Raw genomic sequence first — 17299 nt, 5'->3', positions numbered from 1 at the left:
TCTGGGTAGAAAGTTGCAGACGGTTCAGGCCGATCAGGCGGTGATCTCCAGGGTGGTGGTCAGGTCGCAGGCGGAGCTGCCGCCGACGAAGACGTCGATCACGGTCGCGTCCTGGACCCAGGTGCGGGTGGCGGCGCTCCAGTAGCGCAGCTGGTCCGGCCCGAGCGCGAACTCGACGTCCACCGTCGCGCCCGCGGGCAGGTGCACGCGCTGGAAGCCCTTGAGCTCGCGCACCGGCCGGGTGGAGGTGCCGTAGCGCTGGTGGATGTAGAACTGCGCCACCTCGTCGGAGTCCACCTCGGAGGTGTTGGTGAGCGTGACCGAGACGGTGGCCGTCTCCCCGACGGCGACGATCGACGGCGCCCGCAGGTCCGAGTACTCCACCGTCGCGTACGAGAGGCCGTACCCGAAGGGGTAGAGCGGGGTGCTCTCCTCGTCCCAGTACCGCTTGTCCGCGTCCTCCGGCTGGAAGGTGCGGTAGTGCGAATGCACCATCGGCACCTGGCCCACGTGCCGCGGCCAGGTGAAGGGCAGGCGGCCGGCGGGGGAGACGTCGCCGAACAGTACCCGCGCGATGGCGTCTCCGCCGCGCACGCCCGGGTACCAGACCTCGACGATGGCGTCGGCGTTCGCGTCGGCCCATCGAAGGTCAAGGGGGCGGCCGGACATCACGAGCACGACCATCGGCGTGCCGGTGGCGTGGACGCGCTGCAGGAGCTCGAACTGGCGGCCGGGGAGGTCGAGGGTGGAGACCGAGGCCTTCTCGCCGATCATGTTCTGCGGCTGACCCACCACCACGACGGCCACCTCGGACTCCGCGGCCAGCGCGACGGCGCGCTCCAGCTCGGCGTCCTCGTCGAAGCCCTCGGGGGTCTGAGGCAGGGTGCCGGCCTCGTGGCTGTCGAACATCGAGGGGTAGACGCGGGTGGCGCAGGCCGTGGCCGGCGCGTACTCCACGCGGGTCGCGACCCCGGCGCGGCGGCGGAGGCCGTCGAGGATGGTGACCGACTCGGAGGCGTCGAAGTCGAAGATCCAGGGGCCGAGGATGTCGCGGGCGGAGTCGGCGAGATCGCCGAGCACCGCGATGGAGGCCGGAGCCTCGAGCGGCAGGGCGCCGTCGTTCTTGAGCAGGACGGCGGTGCGCTCGGCGGCCTCCTGCGCGGCATCTCGGTGCGAGACGTCCCCGAGGATGCCGGCGGATGCGTCCTCGTCGACGAAGGGCTGCTCGAACAGCCCCGCGGTGAACTTGGCGGTGAGGACGCGGCGCACGGCCAGGTCGACGGTGGCCTCGTCCACCAGCCCGTCCGCCACGGCCTGTGGCAGGCGGGTGTAGGCGGCGTCGACCATGGCCATCTCCATGTCGAGCCCGGCGTAGACGGCGCGGGCCCCGGCGTCCGTGAGGTCGCGGGCGAAGTGCTGGGTCTCCAGTGAGCGCACGGCGTTGGCGTCGGAGACGACGAAGCCGTCGAAGCCGAGCTCGTCGCGGAGCATATCGGTGAGGAGCCAGCGGTTGCCGCTTGCGGGCACGCCGTTGAGGTCCATGTAGGCGCTCATGATGTTCCTCGCGCCGGCGTCGATGGCCGCCTTGAAGGGCGGGAAGTAGATGTTGTGCAGCTCGGCGTCGGAGATGTCGGAGTCCTCGTAGTCTCGGCCGCCTCGGGCGGCGCCGTAGCCGGCGAAGTGCTTCGGACCCGAGATGACGGACTCGGCGCCGCCGTCGCCCTGGAACCCGCGCACCTGCGCGGCCGCCATCGCCCCGCCGAGGCAGGGGTCTTCGCCGGCGCCCTCGATGATGCGGCCCCAGCGGGGGTCGCGGGCGATGTCCACCATGGGCGCGAACGTCCAGTGGATGCCGGCGGCGCGCGCCTCGCGGGCCGCGATCTTCTGGCCCCTCTCCGCGACCTCAGGGTCCCAGCTCGCCGCGACCGCGATCGGCACCGGGAACGTGGTGCGCAGGCCGTGGATCACGTCGAACCCGAAGAGCACCGGGATGCCGTGCCGGTTGCCGGCGATGACCTTGCGCTGCAGGTGGTTGGCCAGGGTTGCGCTGCGGACGAACAGCAGGGAGCCGACGCGGCCGGCGTCGATCTCCTTGTCCACCATCCTCGGGAAGTCGAGGAATTGGCGCTGCTCGGTGGCCATGGCCTCCAGATCCTCGGCGGAGACTTTCGGGGTGTCGAGCTGACCGAAGTAGAAGTACTGCGTCAACTGGCCGGCCTTCTCCTCCAGGGTGAGGCGGCCGAGGAGATCCTCGACGCGCTCCTCGACGGGGAGGGCAGGGTCGCGGTAGGCGGGACTGGTGGTCATGGGGGTCCTTCGGGGTCTGCGTCGACGGTGATCTCAATTCGTAGTGAACAGCATAGTTCAAGATCGGTCAAGGGTTGACTCGGGGCGGGTCGAGGGTTCAAGGTTTGGGGAGGGGAAAGATTTGAGGAGGTGGCGATGTCGACGACCCCGGCAAAGCGTGGACCGTACGCGAAGTCCGCGGAGAAGCGGGCGGCCATCGCCAAGGCCGCCTACGACGTGGTGATGGAGGTGGGGCATCCGCAGCTGACAACTGCCGCGGTCGCGGCGAAGGCGGGGATGCTCGAGCGGACGATGCTCTACCACTTCCCTACCCGCGACCACCTGCTGGTGGCGGCCATCGAGTACTTCGAGGGGTACATGGTGCCTGGGGCGTCCGGGCCTGAGGCCGAGCGTCCCCTGGCACCGCCCGACGAGTTCCGCGACCTCATCGACGAGCTTGCCCACCGCTCGCCGGGCGAGGACAAGCGGCTCCGGCTGCAGGTGGCGCTGGCGTCGGCCGCGCAGGATCCGGCTCATCCGGCCCACGCGTTCTTCCAGCGGCACTACGAGCGGGTCATGGCGGAGATGGTGGACCTCATGAAGGCCCGGCAGGAGGCCGGTCTGGCGCATCCGGACCGCGACCCGGTGCGGATGGCCCGCCAGTTCGTCGCCGTGTGGGACGGGCTGCAGCAGAGCTGGCTGATCCGCCGCGACTTCGACCTCACCGAGGAGATCATTGAGGCGTTCCGCGAGATCAGCGGGCAGAACGCGATGGAGGCGAGGGCGGCGGTCCAGGACCTGTTGTCGCGCATCTGACGCGGTCTCGCTGAACCTGGGTTGAGTCTCGCCCACCCGCGGGTTGAGCCGGGCCAAGCCACCCCCGCTGGTTGAGCCACGCCAAGCCGCGCAGCGGCGCAGCGTGCGTCGAAACTGAGGGTGACTTCCCAGGGACCTGGGTCCGGTCCCGCGGCGGCTGAGGGGGACCGGCCTCGCCCATGGGCTCCCTCGGCACGCCCAAACGCGGCGTGCCTTGCCCAACGCCCGACCCACCGCGACCGGTCCCCCTCACCCACCGCTCTGCGTGAACCCTCGGATCTGCGCGACCCTACCGCTGGCTGAGGCGCCGCGTGGCGCCCCCCCACCAGTGTCGCCCACCGCTGAAGGAGGTGCTGCGAAGCGGCCTCGAAGCCTAAGAAACATCGGCTGACAAGGGACTTTTTCGTCGAGGCGCGTCGCTGCGCTCCTCGCTCCTCCGCCCGCGGGTGGGGGTTCAGTGGCCGAAGTGGTCCGAGTCCATCAGGTGGTACTCAGAGCTCTTGAGCGCGGTCAGGGTCCGGACCTCGTCGTCGGTCAGGCGGAGATTCAGAGCGGCGAAGTTCTCGGCCAGCCTCTCCCGGTTCGACGACTTCGGGATCGGCAGCAGGCCCTGCTGGATGTGCCAGGCGAGGACGGCCTGGGCGGACGAGACGCCGTGCGCGTCCGCGACCTCCCAGACGCTGGGATGCCCGATCAACCCGGTGCCGGCGGCCAGCGGTGCCCACGACTCCGTGACGATCCCATGCGTCTCGTGGAACGCCCGCTCGGCGAGGCGGTCGGTGAACGGATTGCACTGGATCTGGTTGACCTCCGGCGCGACACCCGTCGCGTCGATAAGCCGCTGCAGATGCTCGGGCTTGAAGTTCGACGTCCCGATCGCCCTCGTGAGGCCCTGCTCCCGGGCCTGGATAAGGCCCTCCCACGCGCGGACGTAGAGGTCCTGGTCCGGATTGGGCCAGTGGATGAGGACCAGGTCGGCGTAGTCGAGTTGCAGCCGCTCGAGGTTGCCCTGGACGCCCGCGACGGCGTCGGCGTGCCACTTCTTGTTGATCTTGCTGGTGACGAACAGGTCCTCGCGTGGGAGGTGCGACTCCCGCACCGCCTGGCCGACGCCGGCCTCGTTGCGGTAGTTCTCGGCGGTGTCGACGAGGCGGTAACCGAGCTCGAACGCGGTCAGGCACATGGCCCGGACCTCGTCGTCGTTGAGCGGCCAGGTGCCGACGCCGATCGCCGGGATCGCAGTGCCGCCGGTCAGGGGAATCTGGGGAGCAAGCGTTGTCATGGGCCCAGTCTTGCTGACCGCCGAAGCCGCGGCAGAATTCTCGCCGGCCGTGGGCGTAGGTGCCCCCGCAGGCAGATAATTGGTCAAGGCTCATCCATGCACTACGGCAGTCAGGAGAGACATGACCACCCACGAATACGGCACGAAGGTGCTGCAGGACCTCCAGGCGCCGGCGAAGGAGCTTCGCTCGAGGATCCCCGAGGTCTACGCCGGCTACTCGGCCATGCACAAGGCGGTGCTCGGCCCCGGTGCGCTCGACACGAAGACCAAGGAACTCATCGCTCTTGCGATCGGGGTCGCGGAGAAGTGCGACGGGTGCATCGCCAGCCACGCCCGCGGAGCGGCGCGCGCGGGCGCGACCGCCGACGAGGTGGCCGAGGCGCTCGGGGTGGCCATCCTCATGCGCGGTGGCCCCGCGACGGTCTACGGCCCGCGCGCGATGGACGCCTTCCTGGAGTTCCTGGAGTAGCGGTCTCCGGGGGCCTTGCCGAGGCGCCCGCCCGGGCCGCCTCTGGCTACTGCTAGCGTCGGCGCCGTGATCACGCGCGCGCTCGGCATCGTCCTCGGGGTGGCCGCCGACGCCGTGCTCGGCGATCCGGCCCGGCACCACCCCGTCGCGTGGTTCGGAACCTTCGCGGGCCGCGTCGAACAGTCCCTGTACGCCGACGACCACGCCCGCGGCGCCGCGTTCACTGCGGCGACGGTGGCGCCGGTCGTCGCGGCAGGGGTCGTCGCCGAGCGCGCCACGCGCCGACACCCTGTCGCCCACGTCGCCGCGACCGCGCTCGCCACCTGGGCCGTCCTCGGCGCCCGCAGCCTCGCCCGCGAGGGTCGGCTGATGGCCGACCGCCTCGACGACGGCGACCTCGACGGCGCCCGCGCCCGGCTCGGCAACCTCTGCGGCCGCGACCCGGCCGGCCTCGACGAGCCCGAACTCGCCCGCGCCACCGTCGAATCCATGGCGGAGAACACGGCCGACGCCGTGGTCGCGTCGCTGTTCTGGGGTGCGGTCGCCGGCATCCCCGGCCTCCTCGCCCACCGCGCGGTCAACACGCTCGACGCCATGGTCGGGCACCGCAATGACCGCTACGCCCGCTTCGGCACTGCCTCCGCCCGGCTCGACGACGCACTGGACTACCTGCCGGCCCGCATCACCGGCGTGCTCGCCTGCGTGGCCGCGCCCGTCGTCGGAGGGTCGACGGCGGAGGCGTGGCGGGTGCTGCGCCGTGACGCGCGGAACCACCCCTCGCCCAACGGCGGCTGGTGCGAGGCGGCCTGGGCCGGCGCCCTCGGCGTGCAGCTCGGCGGCCGCAACGTCTACTTCTCCCGCGTCGAGGAGCGGGGCCTCCTCGGCGACGGCCCGCGCCCCCGCGCGGCCGAGGTGCGGAGGGCCGCGCGGCTGGTGGGCGTGGTGACGGCGATGGCGACGGGACTGGCCGCCCTGGCAGCAGCAAGGAGACAGAGATGACCGGGATCCTCATCGCGGGGACGTCGTCGGACGCTGGCAAGTCGCTGGTGGTGACCGGCCTTTGCCGGGCGGCGCGCCGTCGCGGGATCGACGTGGTGCCGTTCAAGGCGCAGAACATGAGCAACAACTCGATGGTGTGCGCCGACGGCGCGGAGATCGGCCGGGCGCAGTACCTGCAGGCGATCGCGGCGGGCAAGACGCCCACGTCGGCGATGAACCCGGTACTGCTCAAGCCCGGCAGCGACCGGCGCTCCTTCGTCGTCCTCCGCGGCGAGCCCGCGGGCGCCCTGGAAGCGGGGGAGTACGCAACGGGCCGGCGCCTGCTGGCCGAGGCCGCGCACGAGGCGTACCGGGAGCTGGCCGCGGCGCACGAGCTGGTGATCTGCGAGGGCGCCGGCTCCCCGGCGGAGATCAACCTCCGCGAGGGTGACTACACCAACATGGGCCTGGCCCGGGCATTTGACCTGCCGGTGGTGCTCGTGAGCGATATCGATCGCGGCGGGGTGCTGGCCTCCATCTACGGCACCTGGGGCCTCCTCGATGACGAGGACCGCGCGCTCCTGGCGGGGTATCTGATCAACAAGTTCCGCGGCGACCAGGCCATCCTCGACCCCGGGCTCACCGAGCTCACCCGCCGCTGCGGGCTGCCCTCGTTCGGGGTACTGCCCTGGCTGGCGGGCGTGTGGCTCGACGGCGAGGACGCGCTCGAGGTGGGACGGTGGCGCGGCGACGCCCGGCCCGCCACGCCAGCGGGGAGCGCGACGCTGCGGGTCGCCGTCGTCCGGCTGCCGCGCATCTCCAACGCCACCGACGTCGATGCGCTGGCGCAGGAGCCGGGGGTCGACGTCGTGGTGACGACAGATCCCGGGGTGGTGGCCGCGGCGGACCTGGCGGTGCTGCCGGGGTCGCGGTCCACGCTGACGGATCTGGCGTGGCTGCGGGAGACGGGGAACGCGGCGGCGATCGAGGCGCGGGCCGAGGCGGGGCAGCCGGTGCTGGGCATCTGTGGCGGCTTCCAGATGCTGACGCGCACCATCACGGACCCGGTCGAGGCAGGCCATCCGGGTGCGGTGCCCGGGCTTGGGCTGCTGCCCGCGGACACGGTGTTCCATCCTGAGAAGGTGCTGGGCCGACCGGCTGGCCGGTGGCGGGGCCACGACGTCGAGGGCTACGTCATCCACCACGGGCGGGTGCGGGCCGACGACGGGCACGAGGAGTTCCTCGAGGGCGTCCGGTCCGGTGCCGTGTGGGGGACGATGTGGCACGGGTCCCTGGAATCCGACGGGTTCCGTCGGGCGTGGCTCGCGGAGGTCGCGGCTGCGGCCGGGATTGGGTGGACGCCGACGGAGGCGCCCGGCTTCGCGGCGCGGCGGGAGTCGATGATCGAGACGGTCGCCGACGGGCTTGAGGCGCACGCCGACCTTGAGGGCCTGTTCCGCCTGGCACGCTGACGTTCTTCCGAGCTCGTGAACTAGTCGTGCGGCTGTTGTTCCTCCAGGTGCGATCTCGACCGATCTATGTGCTTGAGGACCCAGCTCGAGGAACAGAAACCGCGTATAGCCCCGATAGGCGGCTGACCAGGGCGGACCACGGGCGTAGCCGACCCCAGAACAGGACCCCCGGGGGGCCTCTGACAGACTGACTCCGCGTGCAGGCGACGTCGAGGAACCCGGTGGGAATCCGGGGCGGTGCCGCCACTGTGACCCCGACGGGGGAGTCAGGAACTCGAGCCTGCGCGGCCAACCATTCGGGCGAGCGATCCCAAGGAGGCCACGGCAGATGTCCGTACCCACCATTCCCCCTATTCCTGCGCGACGACTGATCGGCGTCGGCGTCGGCCCCGGCGACCCTGAGCTGATCACGGTCAAGGCCGTGCGCGCACTCGAGGCCGCCGACGCGATCCTCGTCCCCGCGACAGAGGAGTCCGGCAACGGGCCCGGACGGGCGGAGCGGATCGTCGCGACGGCCTGCCCCGACGCCGCGACACGGATCGTGCGCGTCCCCTTCTCCATGGCCGACAAGTCGGGAATCTCCCCTCGACGGAAGCAGGCGTGGCTGACCTCCGCCCAGGCCGCCGTCGACGCCTTTGCCGACGGCGCCGCGACCGTCGCGTTCGCCACCGTCGGTGACCCGAGCGTGTACTCCACGTTCTCCTACCTCGCCGCGCACGTCGTCGAGCAGCTGCCCGACGTGGAGGTGGAGGTCATCCCCGGCATCACCGCGATGCAGGCGCTGGCCGCAGCCAGCCGCACGCCGCTGGTCGAGGGCCAGGAGGTGCTCGCGCTCGTGCCGGTCACGGCCGGGCTGGACCGCCTCCGCGAGGTGCTCGCCGTGGCTGACTCCACAGTCGCCTACAAGGGCGGACGCCGGCTGCCGGAGGTCGCGGAGCTGCTGCGCGGCGAGCAACGCGACGCCATCATGGGCGTGGACGTATCGCTGCCGAACCAGCGCCTCGTCCGCCTCTCGGACCTGGCCGACGGCGAATCAGCCCCCTACTTCTCCACCGTCCTGGCGGCCCCCACCCGCGCGACGACGGGGGGCCGGCTGTGACCGGCCGGGTGGTCTTCGTCGGCGCCGGCCCCGGTGCGGCCGACCTCATCACCGTCCGCGGCGCCCGCGTCATCGCGGAGGCCGACATCATCATCTGGGCCTCCAGCCTGGTCCACCCCGGCATCGTCGCGGGCGCCAAGCCGGGCGCGGAGCTCGTCGACTCGGCGTCGGCGGCGCTGGAGGACATCGAGCCCCTCTACCGCAGGGCCCGCGACGAGGGCCTCCTCGTGGCCCGAGTCCACACCGGCGATCCGGCCATCTACGGCGCCACCGCCGAGCAGCGCGACCTCATCCGGAGCCTCGGCCTCGAGTTCGAATCCATCCCGGGCGTCTCCGCCTACTCGGCCGCCGCCGCACGGATGGAGGTGGAGCTCACGGTGCCGGAGGTGTCGCAGAGCCTCGTCCTCACCCGCCTCGAGGGCGGCCGCACCCCGATGCCGCCGCGCGAGACCGTCCGCGGGTTCGCCGCCCACGGCACCACCATGGCCCTCTACCTGTCGGCCGCCCGTAACAAGGCGCTCCAGGAGGAGCTGCTCGCCGGCGGCTACCCGCCCGGGACGCCGTGCATCGTCGGCTACCAGGTCTCCTGGCCTGACGAGCTGATGCTGCGCTGCGAGCTGAAGGACCTCTCCGAGACCATGCGCGAGCACAAGCTGTGGAAGCACACCGTCGTGCTCGTCGGACCGGCACTCGCGGAGGGCCCGCTCGCCACCCGCAGCCACCTCTACCACCCCGGCTTCCGGCACGAGTACCGCGCGGCCGAACCCGGGGCGCAGGCCGACCTGCGCGCTCACGGAACCCGCGGCGTCCTGGAGGAGGACCGATGATCCACGTCCACGGCTACCTCGGCGAGATCTCGCCGGCCACCCGCAGTCTCGCCGGACGGGTCGCGCTGGTCGTCGGCGGGCGGCGCCACCTCGACGCCCTCGGCGTGCCCGACGAGCGGCGGGTCGTCCTCGGCGCGCTCAGCCCCGCCGTCGAACGGCTGAAGGCACTGCCCGACGGCGACGACGCGCTGGTGCTGGCCAGCGGCGACCCGGGCTTCCACGGCATCGTCCGCCGCCTTCGCGAGGAAGGGCTTGCCCTGACGGTGACACCGGCTGTCAGCTCGGTGGCGGCCGCGTTCGCCGCCGTCGCGCTGCCCTGGGACGACGCCGTCGTGGTCTCCGCCCACGGCCGCCCCGTCGACGACGCCGTGGCGGCGGCCCGGCGGCATCCGAAGGTCGCGGTGTTGACCGGGCCCGGCGCCGGGGTCCGCGAGTTGGCCGCGGCACTTGCCGGGTGGCCGCGACGCTACGTGGTCGCGGAGCGCCTCGGGGAACCGGATCAGCGGGTGCGCGAGCTGACCGCCGATGAGGCCGCCATCGCGGAGGTGGTGGAGCCGAACGTGGTGCTCATCCTCGACGACTCCGCCCCCGCGGAGCGCGACGGTGACGGGCCGGTGGTCGGGCAGCTCACCAACTCAGCGGCTGCTCGCCGGCACGCCGATGCGATCGACGCCGCCCTCGGCGCACCGACTCGCCGATACGACGGGCCCGCCGCAGAGGGGCTGGTGCGGGCTTGGCGCGAGTGCGACCTCATCGTCTCCCACCTCGCGCTCGGCGCCACCGCCCGGATCCTGGCCCCGTTGCTCGCGGACAAGAGTCAAGACCCGGGCGTGGTGGTGGTCGACGAGGCGGGCAGGTTCGCGGTCCCGCTCGTGGGCGGACACGCGGGCGGCGCCAACGAGCTGGCCAGGCGCATCGCCGAGGCGACGGGGGGCACGCCGGTGCTCACCACCGCCACCGATGCGCTCAACATCCCTGCCCTCGACACGCTCGGCTGGGCGTACAGCGGCGATGTCGCGGGTGTGACCCGCGCGATCCTCGACGGTCGCCCCGTGCGGCTGGAGAAATCTCAGCCGTGGCCCCTGCCGCCGCTGCCCTCCAACGTGTCGGCGGACGCTGAGGACGCTGTCGCGCGGATCGTCGTGACGGACACCATCGCACCCGCGGCAGCCTCGACCGTGGTTCTCCACCCGAAGAGCCTCGTCGTCGGGATGGGCTGCAACCGCGGCACCGACGTGGCCCACCTCCGCGACCTCCTCGAACGCACCCTCGCCGACCACGGCCTCGCCCTGGAATCCGTCGCGGCGATCACCACCGTCGACCTCAAGGCCGGCGAGATCGGGCTGCTCCAGCTCGTCAAACACCTCGGCGTGAAGCTGATCGACTACCCGGCCGAGGAGTTGGCCGCTCAGCCGGTGCCGACGCCCAGCGCGATCGTCGAGGGGCACGTCGGCACGCCGTCGGTGGCCGAGGCGTCCGTCCTCGCGCACGGCGCCGAGCTGATCGTCGAGAAGCAGCGCAGCACCGACGCGACGTGCGCCGTCGGCCGCATTCCGGCCCGCGGGAGGCTGAGCGTCGTGGGCCTCGGCCCCGGCGTCCGCGACCTCCTCACTCCGCGCGCCAAGGAGCGCCTGCAGCAGGCCACCTTCGTGGTGGGCTATGGACCGTACGTCAAGCAGATCCGCGACCTCATCCGCCCCGGCGTCCGCGTCATGGCCTCCAAGATGGGCACGGAGGAGGCGCGTACGTCCGCCGCGATCGAGGCCGCGCGTGCCGGCGAGAACGTGGCCCTGGTCTGCGGCGGCGACCCCGCCGTCTACGCCATGGCCAGCCCCGTCCTCGAGCAGGGCACCGACGGGATCGACGTCGACATCGTGCCCGGCGTGACCGCCAGCCTCGCCGTCTCCGCGATCCTCGGCGCCCCCCTCGGCCACGACCACGCCACCATCTCGCTGTCCGACCTCCACACCCCGTGGCCCAACATCGAGCGACGGCTGCAGGGCGCGGCCGTCGGCGATTTCGTCGTCGCGCTCTACAACCCCCGTTCCCGCACCCGCACGGCCCACCTGCCGCGCGCGCTGGAGATCCTCGGCGCGCACCGCTCGCCGGAGACCCCCGTCGCGGTGGTGCAGCAGGCGTGCCGGCCGCGGCAGAAGGTGATCATGAGCACGCTGGCCGAGTTCCAGCCCGAGTGGGTGGACATGAACTCGCTGGTGGTGGTGGGATCGTCGACGACGAGGTTCGTCACCTCGGGCGGCGGGAGGCGGCTGATCGTCACCCCGCGGGACTACCAGTGGATGCCGGACGCGGCGGAGGAGGTGGACGCATGAGCGTGCCGCTGATCATCGCGGCCCACGGCACCCGCTTGGGGGAGGGCGTGGCGCAGTGCGAGGAGCTGGCCGGCCTGGTCGCGGAGCGGCTGCCCGGCGTCCCGGTCACGGTCGGCTACGTCGAGCTCGCCGAGCCCACCATCCCCGACGCCCTGGTCGACGCCTTGGCCGACGGCGGGCGCCGCGCCGTCGTCGTGCCACTCATGCTCGGCACCGGCGGCCACGTCCGCTCCGACATCCCGCAGTTCATCGCGGAGGCGACGGCGCGGGTGCCGGGCAGCCGCGTGGAGTACGCGCGCCACCTCGGCCCGGAGCCGCGGCTGATCGAGGCCGTCGAGACGCGGCTGGTGGAGGCGGCGGGGGAGTGGGCACCGGGGGAGACGACGGTGGTGTTCGTTGGCCGCGGCGCGCTGGTGCCCGAGGCGAACGCGGACCACCTCCGGGTGGCGCGGCTGCTCTTCGAGCGGGGCGGGTGGGCCGACGTCGAGGCGGCGTTCATCCAGGTGACGAGGCCCTCGCTGCCGGAGGTGCTGGACCGGGCGTACGCGCACGGGGCGCGGCGGATCGTCGTGATGGGGCACTGGCTGTTCGCGGGGCGGCTCAAGGGTTGGACGCGCGAGCAGGCCGCCGAGTGGCAGGGCGCGCACCCGGACGCGGAGGTGCGGGTGGCCGAGGTGATCGGGGCCTGCGCGGCACTGGCCGACGTGGTCGCGGAGCGGTACCGGGAGACGCTGCCGGTGTCGGAGGGCGGGTCGCCGGCCTACCTGGCGGGTCTGATGCTCGGTGGGCGTGACGTGCTCGTCGTCGGGGGCGGCAAGGTGGCCAGCCGGCGGGTGTCGCGGCTGGTGGAGTCGGGCGCCCGGGTCAGGGTGGTCTCGCCGGAGATCACGGGGGCGCTGGAGGCGTTGGTCGCGGCGGGACGCGTGACGTGGCTGGCACGGGAGTTCGCCGACGCCGACCTCGACGGCACCTGGTACGTCATGGCGGCCACGGATTCGCCGGAGGTGAATGCGAAGGTCGCGGAGGGCGCGGAGCTCAGGCACACGTTCTGCGTGCGGGCCGACGACGCCCGCGGCGGTTCGGCGTGGACCCCGGCTACGGCGGAGGTGCGGGGCGTGACGGTCGGCGTGGTCGGGAACCGGGAGCCGCGACGAACGCGCGATGTCCGCGATGCGATCGTGGTGGCCCTCTCGGATCCGCCACAGTCGACTCAAGGCGAATGACCGGCTTTCGTTCCGGGGTGCTGCCCGAATGCGCCAGGGCCAGTTTCACGCTCATGCCGAGAGTCGCGCGTTCGTCTCGTGACAAATGGAGATGCTGAATTGTACGTTTCGGCTGTTCCAGCGGCTACCATGGGTGGCATGACTGAGATGACTGTGAGCGACGCCCGCGCACGCCTCGCCGATGTCGTGGACGCGGCACGCGTCGGTCACGACCCGGTGTACCTGACTCGTCGGGGGCAGCGGGTGGCCGCGGTCATCGATGCCGATGATCTGGATCGGCTGATTGCGGCCGCGGAAGACCTGGCCGATCTCGAGGCTGTCCGCGCGGCACGTGTCGAGATCGGCGATGGTGGGTCGGCGATCCCCTGGGAGCAGGTCAAGGCCGACCTCGGCCTGGCATGAGCTATCGGATCGAGGTCGCGCCCGCTGCGGTTCGACAGCTACGCAAGCTGGACCGCGCCGCCCAGCGGCGGGTCCAGGCGGCGATCGAACTCCTTGCCAGCGAACCGCGCCCGAGCGGTGCGAAGAAGCTGGTTGGCGGTGACGGCGAATGGCGTGTCCGGACCGGTGACTACCGGATCGTCTACGAGGTCCACGACAGTGTGCTGCTCGTCCTTGTGGTTGCCGTGGGCCACCGCCGCTACATCTACGAACGCCGGTAGCCGGACTTCAGCACGAGGTCTTGTCCCGTCTCGGCCTCAGAGGCCGACTCGAGGCGTCCAGACAGGCGGGTCGCAGACTGTGCTGTTGTGCGCCTAGGCATATCGTTTGGCCATGAGCACCTTGGGCGTGCGGGTGGCGCAGCTTGACTCTCGTGGAGTTGAGTCCGGTCTGCTGGAGCCGACGTACCCGTGGTTGGAGTGGACGGTGGACGGGGTGCCGTTGCGTCGCCTGTACTCGCCCAGTGCCGATGACAGGGTTGTCACGATGCTTCAGGCCCGGGATGCCGAGGACGAGCACATGCGGACCGAGAACCTGCTCCGACTTCGGGGAGACGCCATCGCGCCTCCGATGTTCGAGCCCCGATTCCACCGGACGAGGCTCGATCGGTTCCTGCACCTGCGTGGCACGCCTTGTGCTCCTGCAGGTACGGCATTCGAGGACGGTCGGGTGGGCCTGCTCTACTGCTATTGCGGGGACCTCGATTGCGGAGCGCTCAGCACCTGGATCGACGTGACTTCAGAGAGTGTCCTTTGGCGCGACATCGGATGGCAGGTCAGCTACAAGCCGTACGCGCCTTATGATCCGGGGCAGGACTGGCCTGGGGATCGGGATCTGGCTTTCGATCGGGCGCAGTACGTAGGTCTGATCAGCCAACTCCTCGATGCCGATTGGTCACACGGACTTCCGAAGGTGTAGGCGCTGCTGCGGGCATCCGACTGACACGACGGCACGCTCGCTGGGCTCCGAACCGGTCGGCCGTGGGACTGCCGAACATCCGCACATGCCGCGGCGAGCGCGGTCCATCCTGCCGGATTGAATGCGTCTCAGGCTCGGGTTGCAGGAAGCGTGGGGCAGACCATGACGCCATCGTCTTCGCGCCCTGCCACCGGGATGTAGCCCTCCGAGAGGTACAACTTTCGGGCGTAGTTATCGGGTTCGACCGACAGGCTGAGCGTGGCGATGTGCCGAGACGAGGCTGTTGCTCGAAGGCGTTGTAGCAGGCTTCTGCCGATCCCCATGCGACGATGACCTGCGCTCACCCACAAACTGACTTCCGGAGTCCGCTCGTCGACGAACCCGTAGCCCGCATCGTCGCGGGGGAGGAATACGGCCCATGCCACCCCCACAGGAACGCTGCCCTCCTCGGCGACCCAACCGAAATCCCCTCGGTCGAACTGCACTTCGACGTAGTGGCGGAATTCGATCCGTTCGAGGATCTCCTGCTCGGTGAACTTTGCCTCCTGCCAGTTCAGGTGAGTATTTGACCGTGTGAGCGCCGTTGGTTATCGCGCTTGAGCGCCACTGGATATTGGGGTCGAGCGCCGGGGGTAGTGCCGGTGAGCGCCACCGGGGGTCGTGGTGGCGCTCACCGGCTCTGGGTTATGCGGTGGCGGTGTGTTCGCGCATGTTGGTGCCGCCGGTTTCGATCCAGATGGTGTTGTGGACGATGCGGTCCATGATCGCATCGGCGTGGACTCCGGAGCCGAGGCGCTGGTGCCAGTCTTTCTTCGCGTACTGGGTGCAGAACACGGTGGAGACTGCGTCGTAGCGGCGTTCAAGCAGTTCCAGGAGCATGCTGCGGGTGCTGTCGTCGGGCGGGTCGAGGAGCCATTCGTCGATCACGAGCAGCGTGAACGCGGCGTATTTGCGGAGGAACTTCTCCTTCCCGGCGGGCCGGTCCCTGGCCGCAGCCCAGGCCTCTTCGAGGTCGGGCATGCGTATGTAGTGCGCCCGATACCGGTGCTGGCAGGCCTGTTTCGCCAGCGCGGAGCCGAGGTAGGACTTCCCGGATCCGGTGAAGCCTTGGAACACGACGTTCTGCTGTCTGGTGATGAAGGTGCAGGTGCCCAGTTGGGCAATCACCCCGCGGTCGAGGCCACGCTGTTCGACCAGGTCGAGGCGGCGGAAGTCCGCGTTCGGGTAACGCAGCCCCGCCCGGCGGATCAGGCCTTCGACCTTGCCGTGGGTGAACGTGGCGTGGGCGTCGTCGACGGCCAGCTTGATGCGTTCTTCGAACACCATCCCGAGGGTGAGGGTGTCGTCCTGGGTTTCCAGGGCGTCGACCAGGCAGGTGGCGCCGATCTCGCGGAGCTTGCGTTTGGTCTCGGTATCGATCCGGGTCATCGTGCGCCTCCGTAGTAGTCGGCCCCACGCACGTACCCGACCGGCCCACCGCCGCCGTTCTCCGGTTCGATCCCCGGCCCTCGGCTGCGGGTGTGGTCCTGGTTGGTTTCCAGGATCGGCCTCAGATGGGCGTAGCGGGGCGAGCGGACCCTGGACGCCAAGGCGATCTGGCAGGCTGCTTCGAGGCGTTCAGTCGAGTAGCGGCGAGTGAGCCGCAGGACCGCCAGCGCGGCATCGAGGCCCTGCTCATCGACCGGGACGGACTCGAAGATCCGGTTGACCACGGTCAGCGTGTTCTCCCCGACCCGGCCCGCCCACTGGCGGACCCTGGCCGCGTCCCATTGCCGGTAGCGCGGCCCCTCGGGCAGATCGGCGTCGTGGGTGCGGTACTGGTTGAACACGCCTGGTGGTGCGAGCAGGTGGCTGGTCAGCCGCGTGTGACCGGTGAACACCTCGAGCATCGTGTCGGTGACCCGCAGATCGACACTGCGACCAATATGCGAATACGGCACGGAGTAGAAGTTCTTCTCCCACACGACATGCCCATTCTTCTGGACTCGTCGCCCGTAGACCCAGCGGCTGATCTCGAACGCGACCGCGGGCAGCGGCCGCAGCAGCGGCTTCTCCTCCGCTTCGAACACACTCAGCCGGGAGCCTTGGCGTTTCTGGAAGGGTTCACGGTTGTAGGCCTCCACCCGCTGGTAGATCGCGGCGCGCAGCTCGGGCAGCGTGGCGAAGCGGCGGTCCCGGAGCCCGGCGATCACCCACGTCGCGACATGCGCGACGGTGTTTTCGACGCTGGCCTTGTCCTTGGGTTTCCGGACCCTGCCGGGTAGCACCGCAGCCGAGTAGTGCGCAGCCAACTCCCGGTAGGCGTCGTTGAGGACCACCTCACCCTCGGCGGGGTGTTTGATCACGCCGGTCTTCAGGTTGTCTGGAACGATCCGCGGGACGGAGCCGCCGAACCAGTCGAACATCGCCACATGCGCCCGCAGCCACGTGTCCTGCCGCATATCCAGGGCCGGCTCGACGAACGCGTAGCGGGAGAACGGCAACGTGGCCACGAACAAGTAGACGCGCTGCTGCTGCCCGGTCACCGGATCGGTCAGCTGCATCGTCGGCCCGGACCAGTCGACCTCGATGCTCTGCCCGGCCTTGTGACCGATCCGCGACGCGGCCCCGCTGACCAGGACATGCTGCTGATAGTTCTTGCAGAACCGGTCATAGCCCATCGCCGTCGACCCCTCGACGCGGCATCGGTCGACGTACTCGCCATGGAGCAGCTTCAACGTCACCCCGACCCGGGCGAGCTCGCGATGCACCGACGGCCAGTCCGGCTGCGCATGGACGCTCTCATGCTCCCCGCGGCCCGGGAACAGACGGGCATACACCTGCGCCTCGTCCAGGTCGGCGACGTCGTCCCAGCCGACGTCCTCCCGCTCGGCGGCCTCGATGACCGCGGTCACGCTATGGCGTGACATGCCCTGCGCGGCGATCTGCCTGCCCGAGAACCCCTCCTCGCGGAGCCGAAGCACCAGCTTCGCTTTGATCTTGCGTACCATCCCAATCACTCCTTCTGCCGCGTGATAGGCCACACGGCAGGAGGAGCCTACGAACCCCGCACCCGGCGCTCACCGACACGAACCGGTGGCGCTCAACCCCACGAACCCGCACGGCGACGGATGGCGCTCAACCGCAATACCGCTGGCGCTCAGAAGACCGAATACTCA

The 17299-nt window shown here is 70.7% G+C and carries 14 protein-coding genes, 2 pseudogenes and 1 riboswitch; of the genes and pseudogenes, 11 read left to right on the top strand and 5 right to left on the bottom strand.

Annotation, left to right across the window (positions count from 1 at the left end):
- Nucleotides 1-33: 33 nt before the first annotated feature.
- Nucleotides 34-2307, bottom strand: a complete 2274-nt coding sequence (locus ACZK5N_RS09845) for a glycoside hydrolase family 3 N-terminal domain-containing protein (protein ID WP_459018808.1) — start codon at nucleotides 2305-2307, stop codon at nucleotides 34-36.
- A 135-nt stretch (nucleotides 2308-2442) separates the two neighbouring features.
- Between ACZK5N_RS09845 and ACZK5N_RS09840 the strand changes: the two genes are divergently transcribed.
- Nucleotides 2443-3102 carry a TetR/AcrR family transcriptional regulator gene (locus ACZK5N_RS09840; RefSeq protein ID WP_459018809.1) on the top strand — a complete coding sequence of 220 codons (660 nt, stop codon included), beginning with the start codon at nucleotides 2443-2445 and terminating at the stop codon, nucleotides 3100-3102.
- 454 nt (nucleotides 3103-3556) lie between these two features.
- Here the strand turns inward: ACZK5N_RS09840 and ACZK5N_RS09835 are convergent, their stop codons facing one another.
- On the bottom strand, nucleotides 3557-4384 hold the full coding sequence (locus ACZK5N_RS09835) for an aldo/keto reductase (protein ID WP_459018810.1): 828 nt from the start codon (nucleotides 4382-4384) through the stop codon (nucleotides 3557-3559).
- Nucleotides 4385-4505: 121 nt separating this feature from the next.
- Here ACZK5N_RS09835 and ACZK5N_RS09830 point away from each other — a divergent pair, with 121 nt between their 5' ends.
- The 10 genes and pseudogenes from ACZK5N_RS09830 to ACZK5N_RS09785 all read left to right on the top strand — a co-directional run bounded on the left by ACZK5N_RS09830 (nucleotide 4506) and on the right by ACZK5N_RS09785 (nucleotide 14141).
- Nucleotides 4506-4853, top strand: a complete 348-nt coding sequence (locus ACZK5N_RS09830) for a carboxymuconolactone decarboxylase family protein (RefSeq protein ID WP_459018811.1) — start codon at nucleotides 4506-4508, stop codon at nucleotides 4851-4853.
- 66 nt (nucleotides 4854-4919) lie between these two features.
- Entirely contained in the window at nucleotides 4920-5852 is a 933-nt protein-coding gene (locus ACZK5N_RS09825) for a cobalamin biosynthesis protein (RefSeq protein ID WP_459018812.1), read from the top strand.
- The gene (locus ACZK5N_RS09820) at nucleotides 5849-7303 is read left to right on the top strand and encodes a cobyric acid synthase (protein ID WP_459018813.1); all 1455 of its coding nucleotides are present in this window, start codon (nucleotides 5849-5851) and stop codon (nucleotides 7301-7303) included. Before ACZK5N_RS09825 ends, ACZK5N_RS09820 begins: the two co-directional genes overlap by 4 nt.
- A gap of 184 nt (nucleotides 7304-7487) precedes the next feature.
- Nucleotides 7488-7601, top strand: a riboswitch (cobalamin riboswitch).
- Between the two features lie 30 nt (nucleotides 7602-7631).
- Nucleotides 7632-8306, top strand: a pseudogene (cobI, locus tag ACZK5N_RS09815) (precorrin-2 C(20)-methyltransferase); the annotation flags it as partial.
- Nucleotides 8307-8367: 61 nt separating this feature from the next.
- Nucleotides 8368-9229: pseudogene (gene cobM, locus ACZK5N_RS09810) on the top strand (precorrin-4 C(11)-methyltransferase); the annotation flags it as partial.
- A complete protein-coding gene (cobJ, locus tag ACZK5N_RS09805) occupies nucleotides 9226-11559 on the top strand; it encodes a precorrin-3B C(17)-methyltransferase (protein ID WP_459018814.1) in 2334 nt (777 codons plus the stop codon). The pseudogene cobM and the gene cobJ, both read left to right, overlap by 4 nt.
- Nucleotides 11556-12782 (top strand): siroheme synthase domain-containing protein, encoded by a 1227-nt coding sequence (locus ACZK5N_RS09800; protein WP_459018815.1) that lies wholly within the window; start codon nucleotides 11556-11558, stop codon nucleotides 12780-12782. The genes cobJ and ACZK5N_RS09800 overlap by 4 nt, the downstream gene beginning before the upstream one ends.
- A gap of 138 nt (nucleotides 12783-12920) precedes the next feature.
- Entirely contained in the window at nucleotides 12921-13184 is a 264-nt protein-coding gene (locus ACZK5N_RS09795) for a type II toxin-antitoxin system Phd/YefM family antitoxin (protein ID WP_459018816.1), read from the top strand.
- Nucleotides 13181-13444 (top strand): type II toxin-antitoxin system RelE family toxin, encoded by a 264-nt coding sequence (locus tag ACZK5N_RS09790; protein ID WP_459018817.1) that lies wholly within the window; start codon nucleotides 13181-13183, stop codon nucleotides 13442-13444. Before ACZK5N_RS09795 ends, ACZK5N_RS09790 begins: the two co-directional genes overlap by 4 nt.
- A 112-nt stretch (nucleotides 13445-13556) precedes the next feature.
- Nucleotides 13557-14141: a hypothetical protein gene (locus ACZK5N_RS09785; RefSeq protein WP_459018818.1), complete on the top strand. Its 585-nt coding sequence runs from the start codon at nucleotides 13557-13559 to the stop codon at nucleotides 14139-14141.
- A 128-nt stretch (nucleotides 14142-14269) separates the two neighbouring features.
- On the opposite strand, the gene ACZK5N_RS09780 is transcribed toward ACZK5N_RS09785, so the two are convergent.
- From ACZK5N_RS09780 to istA, 3 genes are all read right to left on the bottom strand, one after another.
- Entirely contained in the window at nucleotides 14270-14662 is a 393-nt protein-coding gene (locus ACZK5N_RS09780; RefSeq protein WP_463624933.1) for a GNAT family N-acetyltransferase, read from the bottom strand.
- A 163-nt stretch (nucleotides 14663-14825) separates the two neighbouring features.
- A complete protein-coding gene (locus tag ACZK5N_RS09775; protein WP_459017647.1) occupies nucleotides 14826-15569 on the bottom strand; it encodes an ATP-binding protein in 744 nt (247 codons plus the stop codon).
- A complete protein-coding gene (gene istA / locus ACZK5N_RS09770) occupies nucleotides 15566-17131 on the bottom strand; it encodes an IS21 family transposase (RefSeq protein WP_459017646.1) in 1566 nt (521 codons plus the stop codon). The genes ACZK5N_RS09775 and istA overlap by 4 nt, the downstream gene beginning before the upstream one ends.
- Nucleotides 17132-17299 lie beyond the last annotated feature (168 nt).

Source organism: Tessaracoccus pujii (assembly GCF_055326215.1).
This window is presented reverse-complemented; position numbering and strand designations above follow the sequence as displayed.